The following is a 16904-nucleotide window of genomic DNA, read 5'->3' on the forward strand; positions in this document are numbered from 1 at the left end:
GTCAGGTTCCGCAGTACGACATGGTCCGGACGTATCCGCCGAGGTTCTCGTCGTCGGAGCCGAGGACGGCCTCGGCGGACCCGGGCAGACACTCCACCGCCTCGATCTTGTACTGCGGGAAGGTCCCGAGCACGGTCGCGGGCGCCGCGAGGGTGACCCGTACCCGGCCCGCCGCCGACACGTTCACCCGGCCCGCGTCGCTCACCGCGGAGTCGAACGGGCCGTCGTCGCCGGCGTCCGCCGCCGAAGTCACGATGATCCGGCCGGAGTCGGTCACCGAAATCTCGGAGATGTGCCGCGCGCCGTCGTCGGTGGGGTAGGGCGCCCGGTAGGCCCGGCGCGTCACAGCGCCGAACAGCGGCTGCCCCCACGAGGCGAACGTCAGGGGCGCCGCGTAGAGCGTGGCGGGACGGTCCGCGCCCGCTCCCCGGTCCGCCCACAGGGCAGCGAGTTTCCCGTTCTGGGCGACGAGCGCGAAGCTCTCGAAGTCGTCCCCCTCGCCGATCGCCGGCAGCGGCGTGTAGTCGACGACCGTGGCCGTGCCGCCGGTGACCTTCAGGCGGTAGACGATGCCGCGTCCGGTGAGCGCCAGGTACTCCCCCGGCATCCCGGGGATGGCCTCGATGGCCTCCAGGTCAACGGGCTCCGCGCCGTCCCAGGTGATCGGGGAGATGCCGTCGGAGCCCTCCCAGTGGGTGATCCGCGACAGACGCTGCTGCCCGGTCCGCTTGTTGTCGTGCACGACCAGCACGTGCACCCCGGCTCCGTCTCCGGTACGGCCCTCGTACGCGAGGCCGCCGCGGTGAGCGAGGCCATACGCTGCAACATCGGGAGTTCCACTGGGGTCGCTCGCCTTCTCTTGCCGGCAGACGCGAGGTCACGCGCCGGCGCCAGGCTATTGATCATGCTGAGCGCGCCCCTACCCCCGCTTAGCCCATCCGGCGGAGCGCACAGTCGCACTCGGCGAACACGCGCGCACGGCGCAACGCGGCACAACACCCGTCCCGGTTACCGGTTACCGGTTACCGGTTACCGGTTACCGGTTACGGGAGGTCCGTGCGGCCCAGCCGCTCCGGGCGGGCCGGTACGTCCCCTTTACTGGCCCCTGGATTCATTGGGCCGGGCGGGTTCGAAGGGCGGGGTTCCATCCGAACGGAAGCAAAAGGCTGAGGTGTTGGGGCCGCCCGCCAGTCAAGGGTGTTCACCGGTCCGCCCCGTCCCGTCAAGGGCGCTCGCTGCGCTCGCGTCGCTTCGCGATGGCCTTCGGCCACCCTTGACCGGCCGCGCCGGCCCGGCAGGCATAAACGCCTGGCGGGCAGCCCCAACAAAGGACGCCCAGGGGGGACCTGTTCCCGCGTCCGGCGTCGCGTCATGCCAACCCCCCGCTGGGCCGCCCCAGATCGCTACCCGCCTGCGACCAGCTTGGCGGCTGCAGCCCGTCTGGGGGTGGGCGAGGGCGCCGAAGTTTTTTTCCTGCTCGCGGTCACACTTCCGTGCGGCCATCCGTCAGTGCTGTGAGGACCACAACCTGAGGGAGAGCAGCCATGACGAACACCACCACCCCCCGCATGCCGAACCCCATCGACCTCGTCCCCGAGCTCGCTGATGTCAGCGCCAGCCTCTTCCGGGCCACCGGCAACCGCTCGGTGCCGCGCGCCACGATCAGCCTTCTCCAGCTGCGCGCCGGCCAGATCGTCGGGAACACGTACCTGACCGTCCTGCACTCCAGCTTCCTCCGCAAGGCCGGCGAGTCCGAGGAGCGCATCACCGCCGTCGCCTCCTGGCAGGACGCCCCCTACTTCACCGAGGCGGAGCGCGCCGCGCTCGCCCTCACCGAGGCCGTCCTCCAGCCCGCCCCGCACGGCACCGAGCGCGTCACCGACGAGCTCTACGCCGAGGCCGCCAAGCACTACGACGACAAGGCGCTCGCCACCCTCACCATCGCGATCGGCCAGGTCAACTTCTTCATCGCCCTCGCCGTCATCGGCAAGCCCACCCCGGTCAGCTCCCTCGCCGACCAGCAGTGGGACTGAGGCGTAGGACACCGCCCCGGCCGCTTCACGGCCGGGGCGGTGTGTGCGGGTCAGTGGACCCCGACGACCTGGAAGTCCCAGTTGCTCGTGGTGTCGATCCAGGCGGTGCGGGTGGAGATGCGACCGCCACCACAGTTGTTGTAGCTGTACGCGGTCACCTGGACGGAGTTCTTCCACCACCAGCCACCCAGCGGCGTGGACGAGTCCGGAGTCACGTTGAAGCAGTGCCCCACGGTGACGCCGTTCTGGTTGGACCGTTCCTAGTCAGTGATCAGGAGTGAGTCTTGGACCCACTGCCCGGCACTGCGCGCATCCCGAACGGTTTTGGATGCACTGGTCGCCCGCGTTCTCTGAGTTGTCCCCGTTCGGGCACGTGCATCGTGTGCACGCTCCGTGACGGGGTGGCGGGTTCCCTCACGCCCTCGGGTACCCGGTCCGGCCTGGACGGTCCGATGCCCACGACGATCGCTCTGGTCGTCGCGGGGCGGTGCCGTCCGTCGCCGGATCGGGTGCCCGAGGGCACGTCTGCCAATCGCGACCGAGGCCGCGTCATGGCGAGTCATCTTGCGAGTCTTGGTGGTGAGGGGCTTGCGCCAGTGCTCGTCGCCCCACATCGACGTGTATGCCGGGTCCACGGCGACAATGCTGAGGCCGGCCTCGGCGGCCATGGAGACGAGTCGGGCCTTGAGCTTGCCGGTGGGGATGCCGGAGATGATCTGCCGGAACCGCTTCTTGCGGCCGTGCTTCTCGCGGGTCTTCTCGGCGGTGAAGTCAAGGTCCTCGATCGCGATCGCGGCGACGCCGACCCGCTTGGCCCAGTGCACTACCTGGGCGATGGCATGCCGGATCTGCGCGTCGCGGTGGTCAGCGGTACCGGACAGGTCGTAGAAGAAACGTCGGGGTTCGCCCATCGGGTTGCCGTGGGCATCGAGTGGCGAAGTGGTCGGCGTTCGTATCGACACCGATCATGCCCTTGGTCCGCGCCGTCTCCAGCGGGAGCGTCTGGACCACGGGACGCTGCCAGGATGCGGTCAGGTACCAGCGCCCGCGCGGGGCGTCGTAGTGGACGCGGTAGGCGACAGCCCGGTTGGCGTCGATACGGTCCCGCCATTCCTGGCCCCGGTGCTGGAATCGCACCTTGGAGGCGAGGATGTACCGGCCGTGCCCGCTGTTGGCCAGGTGCGCCAGTGGCGCGGGGAGCTTGATGGAGACTTCCCCGTCCGGGGTGACGCGGATCGTCTCGTTCCCGTACCGCTTGCCCGACTCGCCGTCGGCGGCGAGGAACCAGCGTTCGGCCTCCCAGCGTTCCCGCCATTCGGTCTCGGTGAGCTGCGCTTCGGCCAGGTTGTGCCGGGTGTTGAGCAGGCGTCGGCCACCGCGCACGACGTGCACGACGCCGTTCTCCCGGTCAGTACGAGCGACGTCGAGACGGTGCTCCAGAGTGTGCAGGCGACGCGACTTGTGGAACCACTCGCCCTTCGACCGGTATCCGCCCGGAGCCCGCTTGCTGCCCTTCTCCCCGATCGGCCGAGACAGCCGCTGCTTCAGCGTGCGGACACCGGCCTCAAGGTTTTGGATGTACGCGAGCTGACAACGGCGGGAGAGCGCCCACTGATCGTGGCTGGCCTTCGTGATCGACCCGGCCCAGCGCGACGACGATGCGGCGGTCAGGCCCTGCTTACGGGCAGCCCACCTCTGCGCCTCATGGTCGTTGCCATCCGCGCAGCGGACCGCCAGGTCGAGGGACGCCAGGTGTCCAAGGTGCTCACCCACAAGCCGCAACACCTTCTCGTCCTGGGGCGTGAGGTGCCCCAGGCGGTCGCGGATCGCCACCCCGGATGGGCCGAGGGCCACGAACGGCGCGTCGATGGTGCGGAGCTGCTTCTTCTTCGGCTGCTCAGTCATCGGCAGCCGCCGCTTCCAGAGCCTTCTTCGCCCGGTTCTTCGCAGAGCGGCGGCCGTACAGGCGGGCACAGAAGGAGGTCAGTACCTCAACCATGTCCCGTACCAGGTCGTCTTCGGCTTCGCCCTCGTTCAGGACCACCAGGCGGCGGCCGGTCGCGGACAGGGCGGCTTCGACGAGTTCGACGTTCATCCGGCCCGAGGCGGTCCTTGTGCTCCACCACCACAGTGGTCACCGCGGGGTCGGCCAGCAGACGACGCGCCTTTGCCCGGCTGCCGTTCATGCCCGAGGCGATCTCGGATTCGACCCGCACCACCCGGTGCCCGGCCTTCGCCGCCCACTCGGTCAGCCGGGCAACCTGACGTTCCAGATCCTGCTTCTGATCGTGGGAGGAAACGCGGGCATACAGGCCTACGCCACCCGTCACGGCCGGTGACGAGTTCGCCTCGACGTTGACCAGGATCGTGCGCGGCCCCACTCGTTCCGCAGGGACCGGCAACGCGCCCTCACGGAACCAGCGATACGCGGTCTGCGGATGCACACCCTGCGCCTTCGCCCACTCCTTGAGGTTCATGCACCCGACCGTAACGACACTCACACAAATGCACTATCACTCACACGAGCGAACCAAAGGACCAATAGTGCCCAACCCCTTGATGTAGACCGACTGGGTGCCCATGCCCGTGGGCGAGCATCGAGGGGGATCATGAGACGGATCTGGGTGCTGGTCGCCGTACTGGCACTGCCGCTGGCGTTCGCAGGCTGGGTGGCCTGGAAGTTCATCACCGGCATGACGGACGGCACCCCAACCCGGCGATCGGTCGCGTGCGCGGAGGCCATGCTCTACGCGGACCAGAGCCAGTTGCCGACCGGTGCGCACGACGCCACATGTGAGGTCATGACCTGGCTGGACACGACCTACGACGTCACCTTCCGGATCAACCGCACCGACCTCGACACCTGGCTGGCTTCGGCCTTTCCCGGCACGGAGCTGACTTCCGACTTCTGTCATCCCGACGCCGTTGACGCCGCCCGCAGAGGGTGGCGCGGAGGCGATCGACATCACCGTGGCGTACGAGGAAGGGGACACCGCCTTCGTGCACTTCCGGCCCTTCGACGTATGAAGCCCCACGGACGGGCGGCGGACGCCGATTGGCGGGGAGCACGTAGCGATCGTGGGCGGCTTATGCCCAGCCCCTGACGGGCTGCAGCCGCCAAGCTGCTAGCAGGCGGGTAGCGATCTGGGGCGCCGCGACACAAAGGGTGCGGGAGGGGACGGCGGACGGTACAGGCGGTCGTGTCGCCCTGCCCGCTCCCCCCTCCCCCCGGGGGACCGGACAGTCTGTGGCATTCCGGGGCGGTGGTCGGGGTCAAGGGTGGCCGAAGGCCATCGCGTAGCGACGCGACCGGAGGGAGCGCCCTTGAGGCCGGCCGCCGACACGGGAGGACACTCGGACTGACCGGGCGTCCGGGGGGTCCTGTGCGACCCCGGGTCCTGGGACCCCGTTCTCTACCCCGAACAGCCGGGCGTGCGGCTCGCGTGCGACGCCCCGAGTGCCTCGCGCGCCGTGGTGGGCCTCCGCCGGTCGTGTCCTCGACCGGGCCACGATCAGTCGGTCGGACCTGCCGCCGAGCGCTTGGGAGCCCCGCGCACTGTCAACTCCTCTCCGCCTCCCCGATCAAGAGACGTGCCGGACTGCTGGCAGCACTCGCCGCCCTGCTGGCGGCTCCGCCGGCCGTCGCGGGGCAGTCTCGGGCGCAGACCCGGGCCCGGGTCCTGGAGGGTGAGGAGGTCCGCCTCCTTCCCACCGAGCAGCGCGTCGTCGCCCTCACGTTCAACGCCGCCTGGAACGAGGACGGCCTCGACAGCGTCCTGACCGTACTGCGCGGCCATCGCGCCCCGGCGACGTTCTTCGTCACCGGCCGGTTCGCCGAAGCCCACCCCCAGGCGCTCCGCGCCATCACCGCCGCCGGGCACGGGATCGGCAACCACTCCCACAGCCACCCCGACTTCCGGGAGATCACCCGTCGGGAGGCCGAGCAGGAGATGGACCGCGCCGATCAGGCCATCCGCGTCGCGAGCGGCTCCACCCCCGCGCCGTTCTTCCGCTTCCCGTACAGCGAGACCACCGAGCAGGGCATCGCCGCCGCCAATGCCCGTGGCTGGACCAACGTGGAGTTCACCACCGACACCCGCGGCTACGTCGGCACCGAGGGCGGCATGACCACGGCCGAGGCCGTCACCCGCGTGGCCGACACCTTGACCCCGGGCCAGATCGTGCAGATGCACGTGGGCACGCCGGAAGGACGCGGCGACGTCATCGACGCCCTTGCCCTGCCGGGCATCATCGACCTCGTCCGCTCACGCGGCTACGAGATCACGGATCTCCGGACCGCGTTGGCCTCGCCGCCGGGGCCCCTCGAAAGGGGCCCCGGCCGGCGAGCCGAAACGGCTTAGTCGCTGTCACCCGGCTTGACGTCGGTGAAGGCGGTGTCCGTGTTGTTGTCCTCGTTCGGGTCCGCGTCGTCGCCGAACACCTTGGCGGTGTTCTTCACGGTGGTGGGCTCCAGAACGTTGGCCGCAGTGCCGGTCACTTCGATCTCCACGCGGTCGCCCTTCTCCAGCGGACCACCCGTGCAGGAGAGGAGGCCGTCGGTGATCTGGCACCCTTCGGTCGGCGTGGTGGGCGACAGGATCTTCGCCGGCAGGTCGTCGATCAGCGACCAGCCGGAGGAGCGGACCTTCCCGTCGTTCTTCCCGTCGTTCTTCCCGTCGTTCTTCCCGTCGTTCTTCCCGTCGTTCTTCCCGTCGTTCTTCCCGTCGTTCTTCACGGTGATGCGGTAGGTGACTGCGCCGCCCACCTCGACACTCTTGGTGCCCTCCTTGCGCACCGCCAGGTCGGCGGACGAGTCGAGGAAGCAGGAGGTGGCGTCGAGGTTCGTCGCCGGGGTCGTGGTCTGCGTCGAGAGCACGATGAACCGCGGGTTGGAACCGGTCGCATTCTTCACGTGTACCCGGATGAGCTGTCCGGAATTGCGGAAGAATCCGAGATCGCCATTCCCGTACGTGAAGACGCCGCCGAAGTCCTCACCTCCCGGAAGAACACCCGGGAAGAAGTCCACGCTCTCATTGGCGATGTCGATCCGCGTGATGGCGCCGTCATCGGTCGAGCCCCACAGGAATCCGTCACGGAACGCGATGTCGAAGACGTCGAGTTCCGGGTCGGCCAGCTCCGGGACGTTGATGACATCCGTGACCGAGCGGGAGTTGACGTCGATCTGATAGATCTCCCCCGTATCGTCGGCCAGGACGTAGTAGTTGCCCTCGTCGTCGAACGTTCCCGAGATGTAGAGGGCGAGCGGCAGACCGGCAATGGCACCAAGGTTGGTGAAGTCTCCATTGCCGTCGAAGCGAACCAGGTCGTTGTTCGCGTTGCCGAACGTGGTCCCGTAGAGGAAGCGATCGCGCGGGTTCACTCCGATGGCGTTGTAGAGGAACGGTGTGGGGTCGCCCAGTGGCGTGAACTGGACCGTTCCGGGCCCTCTGCCGGCGGTGTAGAGCTGGTTCGGGTCACCGAACGAGACGTAGACCTGCCCGTCGCACGCAACCCCGTTCCCGTCGGGGTGCTTCTGCGCGACAGCCGCCGCAGGGGCCGGGACGGCACCGGCCGGTGACGCCGGCAGGCTGGAAGCGAGCCCTGCGACGATACCCACCGCGCCCAGCGCGGAAAGCGCGCGCAGCCGCCGCTTTCCGTGGTTCGGCCTCTTTGTTCCTCGAATCACGAACATGCACCTTTCACGCTCAAGGCGGACAGGGCCCCATGACGGAGCCCCTCAGTGTGTGCCGGATGTGACGGACAAAGATCAGCACAAGGGTTGTCGGGTCGGATATCACGGCTCGGGCCTTGGAATGGATTTCGCCCCAATGCACGCAGGACACAGCCTGCGCCATTTCTTTCAGATCATCAGAAAGTTGGCCCGGTCGTGCCCATGCCAGTGCATGACCGCGCGTCGAGCGGGCTGAACGGGCCGCCAGCGATAGGTTCAGGCGCCATGGCTGAACCCATTTATTACGTTGACCGCTCGGACATCCGCGAGGGCGAGCTCGCGGAGGTCAAGAGCGGGATGCGCGACCTGGCCGCGTTCGTCGAGGGGCGCGAGCCACAGCTGATCGCCTACCGCTTCTACATCGACGAGTCCGAGTCCACGATGACGACCGTGGCCGTACATCCCGACTCGGCGTCGATGGAGCTCCACATGACGCTCGGTGGACCCAAGTTCCGCGCGTTCGGTGCGCTCATCCGCATGCGATCCATCGACGTGTACGGCCAGCCGGACCCAGTGGTCGTGGACCAGCTCCGCCAGAAGGCCGCGATGCTCGGCGGAGGCACCGTCACCCTCCACACCTTGCAGGCGGGCTTCAGCCGGAGCGTCGGCTGAGACCCGCCCAGCCGGCGAAGTCCGCCCAGGCGGTGGGGGCCACCGCGAAGGCCGGGCCGAGGTTCTTGGAGTCCCGCACGTGCACGGCGTGCGGGCACTCCGCCACCTCTACGCACTGGCCACCGCTGCTGTCGCTGTAGCTCGACTTCCGCCAGGCGTACGCCACCTCGACACAGGCTCCTCCGGCGTCGGTGCTGTAGTTCGACTTGAACCACCGCAGGGTGTTCGTGCTCATCTACGCTCTCCTAATCAACTGCTCGATGAAGTCCAGTGATTCACGAGGCCCCAAGGCCTGTGCGCGGATCTTCGCATACCGCTGCGAGTAGAGGTTTACCTTCGCCGGGTCGCTGATCAGCATGCTCTCGTCCTGTTGCTCCATGTAGACGAGCCGCTGATGGTGAGGGGTTTCGACGAGAGTCAACCCTCCGCCCGTGCCCGCATGCTCACCGGCCAATCCGCAGTCGAGCCGCAGAACCTGAACGGTGACATTACGCCGTCGTGCCAGCTGCGCCAGGTGGGCGAGTTGGTCGCGCATGATGGCCTTACTACCGATGTCGCGGATCAGCACCGACTCGTCGACGATGAACTCGATGAGCGCCATCGGGTCGCGGTCGAAGAGCGCTCTCCGTGCCATGCGCCCCTCAACGAGCTCTTCGATCCGCTGCTCTGAAAGAACGGGGAAACCACCGGCAAACAGCGCACGAGCGTAGTCCTCAGTCTGGAACAACCCGTTGATCACCCGCGACTCGAACAAGTACAGGATGAGGGCCTGCTGTTCCAGGTCGAAGAAGTCCTGGAAGTGGGGTGGGAACTTGTCCTTCTGGACGAGCTCCCGAGCCACCTCGAAGAGTCCCATCCCACCGCCGATCACCGCCTCCAGCTTGATCAGCATCTCGTCACTCGCAGGCTGCGCACACGTCTCCACCGCGCTGATGGCGGCAGCCGAGTACCCGAGCATCGCGCCGAGTTCCTTCTGCGTCAGCCTCTCCCGCTCCCGGAACGCCCTCACCAGGTGCGCGACCAGACGGGTCGCTCCCCCCGCCGTCGCCTTGTTGGCTGCCTTGGCCATGCAGGACACCACCCCACTCAACCGGACTCAACCGAACACAACCAGCGCAGCCCGAATTTCTACCGTTTCGGCGGTCGAGTCAGCGCTCTGGAAAACGGTAGACCTGACCCATCAACCTGATCTCATGAACACCGAAAGTGACGCCCCCCACACCCCCAGCTGGCTCCCCACCACCGGTATCGGAATCCGCAAGGCAGGAGTGCTGTTCGACGCGCTACGCGTGGACGGTGACACCGGACGGAACCTCGCCGATCTCCTCGTCACGCTCACCGGCGGTGATCCCGGGCCGATCCTCACCCAGAGCAACGGCCGGCGGCCCGTCTACTTCCTGATTCCCGTCGGCAGCGCCGCGTACCGGATCTGGCCGCCCGGGTTCACCCGGCTCACCTCTGGGCCGCGTCGGGCCACGTACATCCCCGTACCCGCCCTCGACGGGGCCTGGCCCCTGGCCTGGCGCTGCGCGCCCACCGCCGAGGACCGGTTCGTGCACGCCCTGCTCCTGCACCGCGCCGCCGGGCTCTACCAGGCCAGTTGCGAGATCTCCTCGCAGACCACCGCGCACGCGTCCGCCGCCGGGTCGATCAGCGGGAAGTGGCCCACCCCGTCCAGCAGCGTCAGCCCGACCAGCTCGCCCGCCTGAGCCGCCGCGCCGACGTACGCCTCCGCCACCTGTTCCGGGACCACGATGTCCTCCCGTCCCTGCACGATGGCCGTGGCGATCCCCGTCGGCAGCAGCGCCGCCGGATCGGCGTACGGCAGCCGCCCGGCGAAGTACTCCTTCCCGCCCAGCAGTTGCCCGGACGCCCCGCCGCAGACGCCCAGATCCTCCGCCACCGTGAAGTCCGCGATGGGGGCCAGCGCCACCACGCCGCGCAGCCGCGGCGGGGAAGGCAGCCTCCAGCCGGCCGGAGCGTCGGGCGGCAGGAGGTGCCGGGCCGCCGCCCACAGCGCGAGGTGGCCGCCCGCCGAGTGGCCCGTGACGACGACCCTGCGTACATCGGCCTGCGGCAGCGCGCTCCCCGCCAGCCCGGGAAGGGCGTCCATCGCCGCGGCCACGTCGTCGAAGGTCTCGGGCCACCGCCCGGCGATCGGGCCCTCCGCCGCCTCCGCCCCCTGGCGCGGTACGGAAGAACTCCCCCGGCGGTACTCCACATTGGCGACGGCGAAACCCCGCCGGGCCAGGAAGTCCGCGAAGGGGGTGACGTGCTGCCGGTCGTACGGGGCGCGCCACGCGCCGCCGTGCAGCAGGACCACCAGCGGGACGGCGGCCGCGTGGGAGGGGCCGCGCGGGGCGTAGAAGTCGACGACCTGGTCGGGGTGTTCCCCGTACGCGGCGCTCACGTCGGGCTCGACCGGCGGATGGGAGAAGGCCGAGGCGGCCTCGGCGGCGTCCCGTTCGACTGCGGGGTCCGTCATCGGCTCAACCTCTCGGTAACGCGTGGGACAGGGGGTACCGCAGGGACACTTGTTCCGGTGTTCCGGCAGAGCGGGACCGTATCAGGCCGGAACACGCCGTTCCGTGGCGGGCCGGGCGGGTTCGCGGGCCCGACGGGGGGCGCGGACGGGCCCGGACGGACGCGGGCGGAGCCCGTAGGCCCCGCCCGCGCCGGTATCACTCCGCATCACCCCGTGAGGTGACGTTTCGCCGCTACGTCACCCGAAAATGTGACCCAGTGTCCGGGCGGCACGCTCCGCATCGGCGAAACCGACGTAGAGCGGGGTGAAGCCGAAGCGCAGGATGTCCGGGGCGCGGAAGTCCCCGACGACGCCGCGCGCGATGAGCTCGGCCATGATCTCGCGGGCGTTCTCGGTGCGCAGCGAGACCTGACTGCCGCGCCGGCCGTGCTCGGCCGGGGTGACCGACTCGACCTTGCCCTCCGGGACGTACGCCGCGACGCACTCCAGGAAGAAGTCCGTCAGCGCGAGGGACTTGGCCCGGACGGCCTCGACCGACACGCCGTCCCAGGCGTCGAGCGCGGCCTCCAGGGCGAGCATGGACAGGATGTCGGGGGTACCGACCCGGGCGCGGACCGCGCCGTCGGCCGGGGTGTAGCCCGTGGTCATCGCGAACGGGTCCGCGTGGCCGTTCCAGCCGGGGAGCGGGGAGTCGAAGGCGGCCTGGTGGCGGGCGGCGATGTAGAGGTACGCCGGGGAGCCGGGTCCGCCGTTCAGGTACTTGTACGTACAGCCGACCGCGAGGTCCACGGAGTGGGCGTCGAGGCCGACCGGGAGGGCGCCCGCGCTGTGGCAGAGGTCCCAGACGATGATGGCGCCGGTCGCCCGGGCCGCCTTGGTGAGGGCGGGGAGGTCGTGGAGCCGGCCGGTGCGGTAGTCGACGTGGTTGAGGAGGACGACGGCGGTGTCGTCGTCCATCTCCTCCGCCGCGGCGGAGGGGTCCACGGGGACGACGCGCAGGCCCGTCATCCTGGCGGCCGACGCGGCGATGTAGCCGTCGGTGGGGAAGGTGTTCCCGTCGACCAGCATCCGGGTGCGGCCGGGCGGCGCGAGGCGGGCGGCGCCGACGAGGGCCTTGAAGAGGTTGACGCTGGTGGAGTCGCCGACGACCACCTGGCCGGGGGCCGCGCCGATGAGGGGGGCGAGCTTGTCGCCTATCCGCTCGGGGGCGGTCCACCAGGCGGACTCGTCCCAGGAGCGGATGAGGAGTTCGCCCCACTGGCGGTGTACGACGTCGGCCGTGGCCGCCGCGACGCCGGCCGGGAGGGCTCCGAGGGAGTTGCCGTCCAGGTAGACGATGCCGTCGGGGAGGGTGAAGCGGTCGCGGAGTTTGGCGAGGTCGTCGGTGGCGTCGAGGTGCGCGGCCCGCGCCTGGAGCCCCTGGAGCCCGGAGGTCGTGTCAGACATGGCTGCGCGCCGTCCAGAGCTCGGGGAAGACGTTCTTCTGGGCGCGCTTCTCCAGCCACGTCACGCCCGCCGAGCCGCCCGTGCCCGTCTTCGCGCCCATCGCGCGGCGGGTCGCGACCAGGTGGTCGTTGCGCCAGCGCCAGATGAGCTCCGCGACGTCCGTGAGGACCTCGCCCAGGCGGTGCAGGTCGTGCTGCGCGTCCGGGTCCGCGTACAGGGCGGTCCAGGCGGCCTCGACCTGCGGCGACGGCTCGTAGCGCTGGGAGAGGTCGCGGTCCAGGACCTCCGCGGGGATCGAGAAGCCGCGGCGGGCGAGGAGGCGCAGGACCTCGTCGTAGAGGCTGGGCTCCTGGAGGGCCTTCTCCAGTTCCGCGTGGACGCGGGGCGCGCCCCGGTGCGGGACCAGCATCGAGGCGGACTTCTCGCCGAGCAGGAACTCCATCCGGCGGTACATCGCCGACTGGAAACCGGAACCCTCGCCGAGGGCCGCGCGGTACTGGTTGAACTGGCCCGGGGTGAGCTGGGCGAGCGGGCGCCACGAGGCGTTCAGGGCTTCCAGTTCCCGGAGGGAACGTTTCAGCGCATCCATCGCCACCTGCACGCGGTCCTCGCGCAGCGCCTTGGCGGCGGTCTCCCATTCGTGGACGATGACCGTGAACCACAGCTCCATGACCTGGGTCGTCACCAGGAAGACCATCTCGCCCGGGTCGTCCGAGCGGAGGTGCTGGAGGTGGGTGAGGACATCCGCCTGGACGTAGTCCTCGTACGGGGTCGTGCCATCGAAGTCGAGGTTCGGGGTTTCCGAACCGGCTCCGGAGGCATCAAGGTTTTGCGACATCGCTGTCTCCTCGACACGTGCTTCCGGGTAGCGGTCCGCTCCTTCCGGTTGGGTAAGTGGAGCCCCGGTCCCCTGCCCGCATCATAAACACGACAAGGCGGAGCCCTCTAGAGCACCGGGCTGGAGCACCTGGCTGGAGCGCCGGACTGGAGACCGGGCTGGAGACCGGGCCTGGGCGAACGGCCCAATGGCAGACTGGCGCCATGAACAGTCACAGGAACCTGCTGGGCGGACCGGACCCGACGTACCTTCAGGAGAACGAGGCGGCGTACGCCCTCTTCCAGGAGAAGACCGGCGCGCCGGCCGAGGTCGCCGCCGCCTTCCCCACCTTCTCCCTCGCCTGGGCCGCGCTGGCCGAGGAGGCCTTCGAGGCCGGCCGTGTGATCGAGTCGTACGCCTACGCCCGTACCGGCTACCACCGCGGGCTGGACTCGCTGCGCCGGGCAGGCTGGAAGGGCCACGGCCCGGTGCCGTGGGAGCACGAGGCCAACCGCGGGTTCCTGCGCTGCCTGGCCGCCCTCGCCCGCGCGGCCGGCGCGATCAAGGAGACCGAGGAGGAGGAGCGCTGCTGGCAGTTCCTCAAGGACAGCAGCGAAGAGGCTTACACGGAGCTCAAGGGCGTCCAGGGCTAACCAGTCCTTCGGTCCCCTTCCGGTCCCCTTCGCCTCCCCGGTCGGCGCCGGCCGGGGAGTTGGGTGAGTCCGTCAGGTTTCGCGTACCGCGGGGTGTGTGCGGCGCACCACCCCGCGGGGGGACGGCGGTGTCCAGCCGGATCGCCACGGCCGGGACCACGATGTTGGGCATCACATGCGTGTACAGCGCCGCGACCTGCTCGTCCAGGTCCAGATCGAGCACCTGGGACATCATGTTCAGCCCCGCGTACGCCCCGACGATCATGCGCGACGGCACCACCGGGTCCACGTTCGGCAGCAGCTCGCCGCGTGCCTTTGCCTCCGACAGCACGGCGACGTGCAGGTCGATCCACGCCTGGTACGGGCCCACGTGGTCCAGGGTCGCCCGCCCGGCCTTCTCTTAGCAGGACACGGCAAAGAGGCCCGCAGGTCCGTGACGGACCTGCGGGCCTCTTCGGGCAGCGGCTCTTACTTCAGCTTGGTGCCGGTGGAGCGCAGGTCGGCGCAGGCCACGGTGACGCGCGCGGCCATGCCCGCCTCGGCGGACTTGCCCCAGGTACGGGGGTCGTACTTCGACTTGGTGCCGACCTCGCCGTCGACCTTCAGGACGCCGTCGTAGTTGCGGAACATGTGGTCCGCGACCGGGCGGGTGAAGGCGTACTGGGTGTCGGTGTCGAGGTTCATCTTCACGACGCCGTTCTCCAGCGCGGTGGCGATCTCCTCGGCCGTGGAGCCCGAGCCGCCGTGGAAGACGAAGTCGAACGGGGACGCCTTGCCGTACTTCTCGGCGACACCGGCCTGGAGGTCCTTGAGGAGCTCGGGGCGCAGGACGACGTTGCCCGGCTTGTAGACGCCGTGCACGTTGCCGAAGGAGGCGGCCAGCAGGTAGCGGCCCTTCTCGCCCAGGCCCAGGGCCTCGGCGGTGCGGATCGCGTCGTCGACGGTGGTGTACAGCTCGTCGTTGATCTCGTGGCTGACGCCGTCCTCCTCGCCGCCGGTCGGGGTGATCTCGACCTCAAGGATGATCTTCGCCGCGACGGCCTTGGCGAGCAGTTCCTGGCCGATGGCCAGGTTGTCGGCCAGGGTCTCGGCGGAGCCGTCCCACATGTGCGACTGGAAGAGCGGGTTCAGGCCGCGGGCCACGCGCTCGGCGGAGATGTCGAGCAGCGGACGGACGTAGCCGTCCAGCTTGTCCTTGGGGCAGTGGTCCGTGTGCAGGGCGACCGTGATGTCGTACTTGGCGGCCACGACGTGGGCGAACTCGGCCAGGGCGACGGCGCCGGTGACCATGTCCTTCTTGTACTGGCCACCCAGGAACTCCGCACCACCGGTGGAGATCTGGATGATGCCGTCGCTCTCGGCCTCCGCGAAGCCGCGCAGCGCAGCGTGCAGGGTCTGGGACGAGGTCACGTTGATGGCCGGGTAGGCGAACTTGCCTGCCTTCGCCCGGTCGAGCATCTCGTTGTAGACCTCGGGGGTTGCGATGGGCATCTGTCCGCTCCTTGGATGTGCGGGGAGTGTGCTTATTGCGGGCCCTGACCTGGGGGCGACGTCACCGTCGCGCCCATCTTTCCAGACTCCGCCCGACACTCCACCCCCGTCTGCGCCCCGGATGGCGTGAACCGGGCGGAGCGTTTCACGTGAAACACTCCGCCCGCCCATAAAAGCGCAGGTCAGGGCCGACTCAGGGAGGTCCGGGACCTTCGCCGCCAGTTGGTTCGGACCATGTCCGAGGGCCGGACACCCCGCCCGGCGGGGGGCTCAGGAGAGGCCCAGGTCCTGGAGGTGGTAGCCCGTGAGGTACGGCAGACCGGCCTCGGCGATGGCGTCGGACGCCCCGCGGTCCACGATCGTGGCGACGGCGACGACCTCGCCGCCGGCCTCCCGGACCGCCTCGACGGCGGTCAGCGGGGAACCGCCGGTGGTGGAGGTGTCCTCGACGACCAGGCAGCGCTTGCCCTTCACGTCGGTGCCCTCGATCCGGCGCTGCATACCGTGCGCCTTCTGCGCCTTGCGGACGACGAAGGCGTCCATGCGCTCCCCGCGTGCGGCGGCGGCGTGCAGCATGGAGGTCGCGACCGGGTCGGCGCCCAGGGTCAGGCCGCCGACGCAGTCGTAGTCGAGGTCGGCGGTCAGGTCGAGCATGACCTGGCCGACGAGCGGGGCCGCCTCGCCGTCGAGGGTGATCCGACGGAGGTCGATGTAGTAGTCGGCCTCCCGGCCGGAGGAGAGGATCACCTTGCCGTGCACGACGGCCTTGTCCTTGATCTGCTGCAGAAGCGCATCGCGTACATCACTCATGGTCCTGAGCTTAATTGCGCGCTAGCCGAGCCGTCGCCAGGTCCACGTCGTGGAGATCTCCAGGGGATCGACGGGGGTGACCAGGCGCGGGTGGGTGTTCAGCCCGTTCGGCGGGCCGGACTGCGGCTCCACGCAGAGGGCCTCGGGCTGCTCGTCGTAGATCACCACCCATTCCTCGCGGCTGGTGATCTTCAGTTCCAGCGCGCCGGGCCAGGTGAGAGTGACGTCGACGCCGTCGGGCATGCCGAAGCAGTCGTCCCAGGGGCCGGGCTTGGGGTCGATGCGGTGGCCGGTGGGGAGGTGGTCCGCGCCGCGCTCCTCCTGCCACGCGGGCTCGAAGTCGAGCCGCGCGTCCTCGCCGGTGCCGAGGTTGCGGCGGAACCAGGGGTGCCAGCCGGCCTGAGCCGGGAAGGAGTCGCCGTACGTCTCGACGGCCATGGAGAGCGTCAGTCCGTCGGCGGTCAGCTCGAAGCTCTGGGTGACCCGGCCGGTCCACGGCCAGGGGTCGGTGAGGTCGAAGAAGAAGGCGGCCTCGGTGTCCGTGAGCCGGGCCCGGCGCCAGGCGGTGTCGCGGCCGAAGCCGTGGATGGCGTGCGGGGGGTGGTTGACCGGGAGCTGGTGGACGACCGCGCCGTCAAGGAACCGCCCGTTCGCGGTGCGTCCGCACCAGGGGACCATCGGGAAGACCCCGAAGTGCGGGCCGCGGCGCAGCAGCTCGGTCCCGTCGACGCGCAGACTGCTGATCCGGCAGCCGTTGTCCTGGTCGATCCTCAGCTCGGCCCCGCCGGCCCTCAGTTGCGTACTCATGTGATCGAGATTAGGCCAG

16 protein-coding genes and 2 pseudogenes are annotated in these 16904 nt (G+C 69.5%); 4 read left to right on the top strand and 14 right to left on the bottom strand.

Annotated features, from left to right (window positions below; genetic code table 11):
* Window position 1 precedes the first annotated feature (1 nt).
* Window positions 2-757 carry a hypothetical protein gene (locus tag MTF65_RS13765; protein ID WP_243628948.1) on the bottom strand — a complete coding sequence of 252 codons (756 nt, stop codon included), beginning with the start codon at window positions 755-757 and terminating at the stop codon, window positions 2-4.
* Between the two features lie 787 nt (window positions 758-1544).
* Between MTF65_RS13765 and MTF65_RS13770 the strand changes: the two genes are divergently transcribed.
* The gene (locus MTF65_RS13770; protein WP_243628949.1) at window positions 1545-2033 is read left to right on the top strand and encodes a carboxymuconolactone decarboxylase family protein; all 489 of its coding nucleotides are present in this window, start codon (window positions 1545-1547) and stop codon (window positions 2031-2033) included.
* A gap of 50 nt (window positions 2034-2083) precedes the next feature.
* Here the strand turns inward: MTF65_RS13770 and MTF65_RS13775 are convergent, their stop codons facing one another.
* The 3 genes and pseudogenes from MTF65_RS13775 to MTF65_RS13785 all read right to left on the bottom strand — a co-directional run bounded on the left by MTF65_RS13775 (window position 2084) and on the right by MTF65_RS13785 (window position 4510).
* Window positions 2084-2248: a hypothetical protein gene (locus tag MTF65_RS13775; RefSeq protein WP_243628950.1), complete on the bottom strand. Its 165-nt coding sequence runs from the start codon at window positions 2246-2248 to the stop codon at window positions 2084-2086.
* A gap of 45 nt (window positions 2249-2293) precedes the next feature.
* Window positions 2294-3938: pseudogene (locus tag MTF65_RS13780) on the bottom strand (IS200/IS605 family accessory protein TnpB-related protein).
* A pseudogene (locus MTF65_RS13785) lies at window positions 3931-4510 on the bottom strand (IS607 family transposase). Before MTF65_RS13785 ends, MTF65_RS13780 begins: the two co-directional pseudogenes overlap by 8 nt.
* Window positions 4511-5524: 1014 nt before the next feature.
* On the opposite strand from MTF65_RS13785, the gene MTF65_RS13790 reads away from it, so the two are divergent.
* Window positions 5525-6394, top strand: a complete 870-nt coding sequence (locus MTF65_RS13790; protein ID WP_243628951.1) for a polysaccharide deacetylase family protein — start codon at window positions 5525-5527, stop codon at window positions 6392-6394.
* Here the strand turns inward: MTF65_RS13790 and MTF65_RS13795 are convergent.
* On the bottom strand, window positions 6391-7650 hold the full coding sequence (locus tag MTF65_RS13795; RefSeq protein ID WP_243628952.1) for a DUF11 domain-containing protein: 1260 nt from the start codon (window positions 7648-7650) through the stop codon (window positions 6391-6393). The two genes, MTF65_RS13790 and MTF65_RS13795, sit on opposite strands and share 4 nt — an antisense overlap.
* A 339-nt stretch (window positions 7651-7989) precedes the next feature.
* Between MTF65_RS13795 and MTF65_RS13800 the strand changes: the two genes are divergently transcribed.
* Entirely contained in the window at window positions 7990-8376 is a 387-nt protein-coding gene (locus MTF65_RS13800) for a hypothetical protein (protein WP_243628953.1), read from the top strand.
* On the opposite strand, the gene MTF65_RS13805 is transcribed toward MTF65_RS13800, so the two are convergent.
* From MTF65_RS13805 to MTF65_RS13830, 5 genes are all read right to left on the bottom strand, one after another.
* Window positions 8357-8611 carry a DUF397 domain-containing protein gene (locus MTF65_RS13805; protein ID WP_243628954.1) on the bottom strand — a complete coding sequence of 85 codons (255 nt, stop codon included), beginning with the start codon at window positions 8609-8611 and terminating at the stop codon, window positions 8357-8359. The genes MTF65_RS13800 and MTF65_RS13805 overlap by 20 nt on opposite strands.
* Window positions 8612-9445 (bottom strand): helix-turn-helix transcriptional regulator, encoded by an 834-nt coding sequence (locus MTF65_RS13810; protein WP_243628955.1) that lies wholly within the window; start codon window positions 9443-9445, stop codon window positions 8612-8614.
* Between the two features lie 519 nt (window positions 9446-9964).
* Entirely contained in the window at window positions 9965-10861 is an 897-nt protein-coding gene (locus MTF65_RS13820; RefSeq protein WP_243628956.1) for a S9 family peptidase, read from the bottom strand.
* A gap of 237 nt (window positions 10862-11098) precedes the next feature.
* Window positions 11099-12307, bottom strand: a complete 1209-nt coding sequence (gene kynU, locus MTF65_RS13825) for a kynureninase (protein ID WP_243628957.1) — start codon at window positions 12305-12307, stop codon at window positions 11099-11101.
* Window positions 12300-13145 (bottom strand): tryptophan 2,3-dioxygenase family protein, encoded by an 846-nt coding sequence (locus tag MTF65_RS13830; RefSeq protein ID WP_243628958.1) that lies wholly within the window; start codon window positions 13143-13145, stop codon window positions 12300-12302. The genes kynU and MTF65_RS13830 overlap by 8 nt, the downstream gene beginning before the upstream one ends.
* 203 nt (window positions 13146-13348) lie before the next feature.
* On the opposite strand from MTF65_RS13830, the gene MTF65_RS13835 reads away from it, so the two are divergent.
* On the top strand, window positions 13349-13777 hold the full coding sequence (locus tag MTF65_RS13835; RefSeq protein WP_243628959.1) for a DUF3151 domain-containing protein: 429 nt from the start codon (window positions 13349-13351) through the stop codon (window positions 13775-13777).
* On the opposite strand, the gene MTF65_RS13840 is transcribed toward MTF65_RS13835, so the two are convergent.
* The 4 genes from MTF65_RS13840 to MTF65_RS13855 form a co-directional block, all read right to left on the bottom strand.
* Window positions 13758-14147, bottom strand: a complete 390-nt coding sequence (locus MTF65_RS13840) for a hypothetical protein (RefSeq protein ID WP_243628960.1) — start codon at window positions 14145-14147, stop codon at window positions 13758-13760. The genes MTF65_RS13835 and MTF65_RS13840 overlap by 20 nt on opposite strands.
* Before the next feature lie 98 nt (window positions 14148-14245).
* Entirely contained in the window at window positions 14246-15268 is a 1023-nt protein-coding gene (fbaA, locus tag MTF65_RS13845) for a class II fructose-bisphosphate aldolase (RefSeq protein ID WP_243628961.1), read from the bottom strand.
* 270 nt (window positions 15269-15538) lie between these two features.
* Window positions 15539-16078: an orotate phosphoribosyltransferase gene (pyrE, locus tag MTF65_RS13850; protein ID WP_243628962.1), complete on the bottom strand. Its 540-nt coding sequence runs from the start codon at window positions 16076-16078 to the stop codon at window positions 15539-15541.
* 21 nt (window positions 16079-16099) lie between these two features.
* Entirely contained in the window at window positions 16100-16885 is a 786-nt protein-coding gene (locus MTF65_RS13855; RefSeq protein WP_243628963.1) for an aldose 1-epimerase, read from the bottom strand.
* Window positions 16886-16904 lie beyond the last annotated feature (19 nt).

It is taken from the genome of Streptomyces sp. APSN-46.1 (genome assembly GCF_022815725.1).
GTDB lineage: Bacteria > Actinomycetota > Actinomycetes > Streptomycetales > Streptomycetaceae > Streptomyces.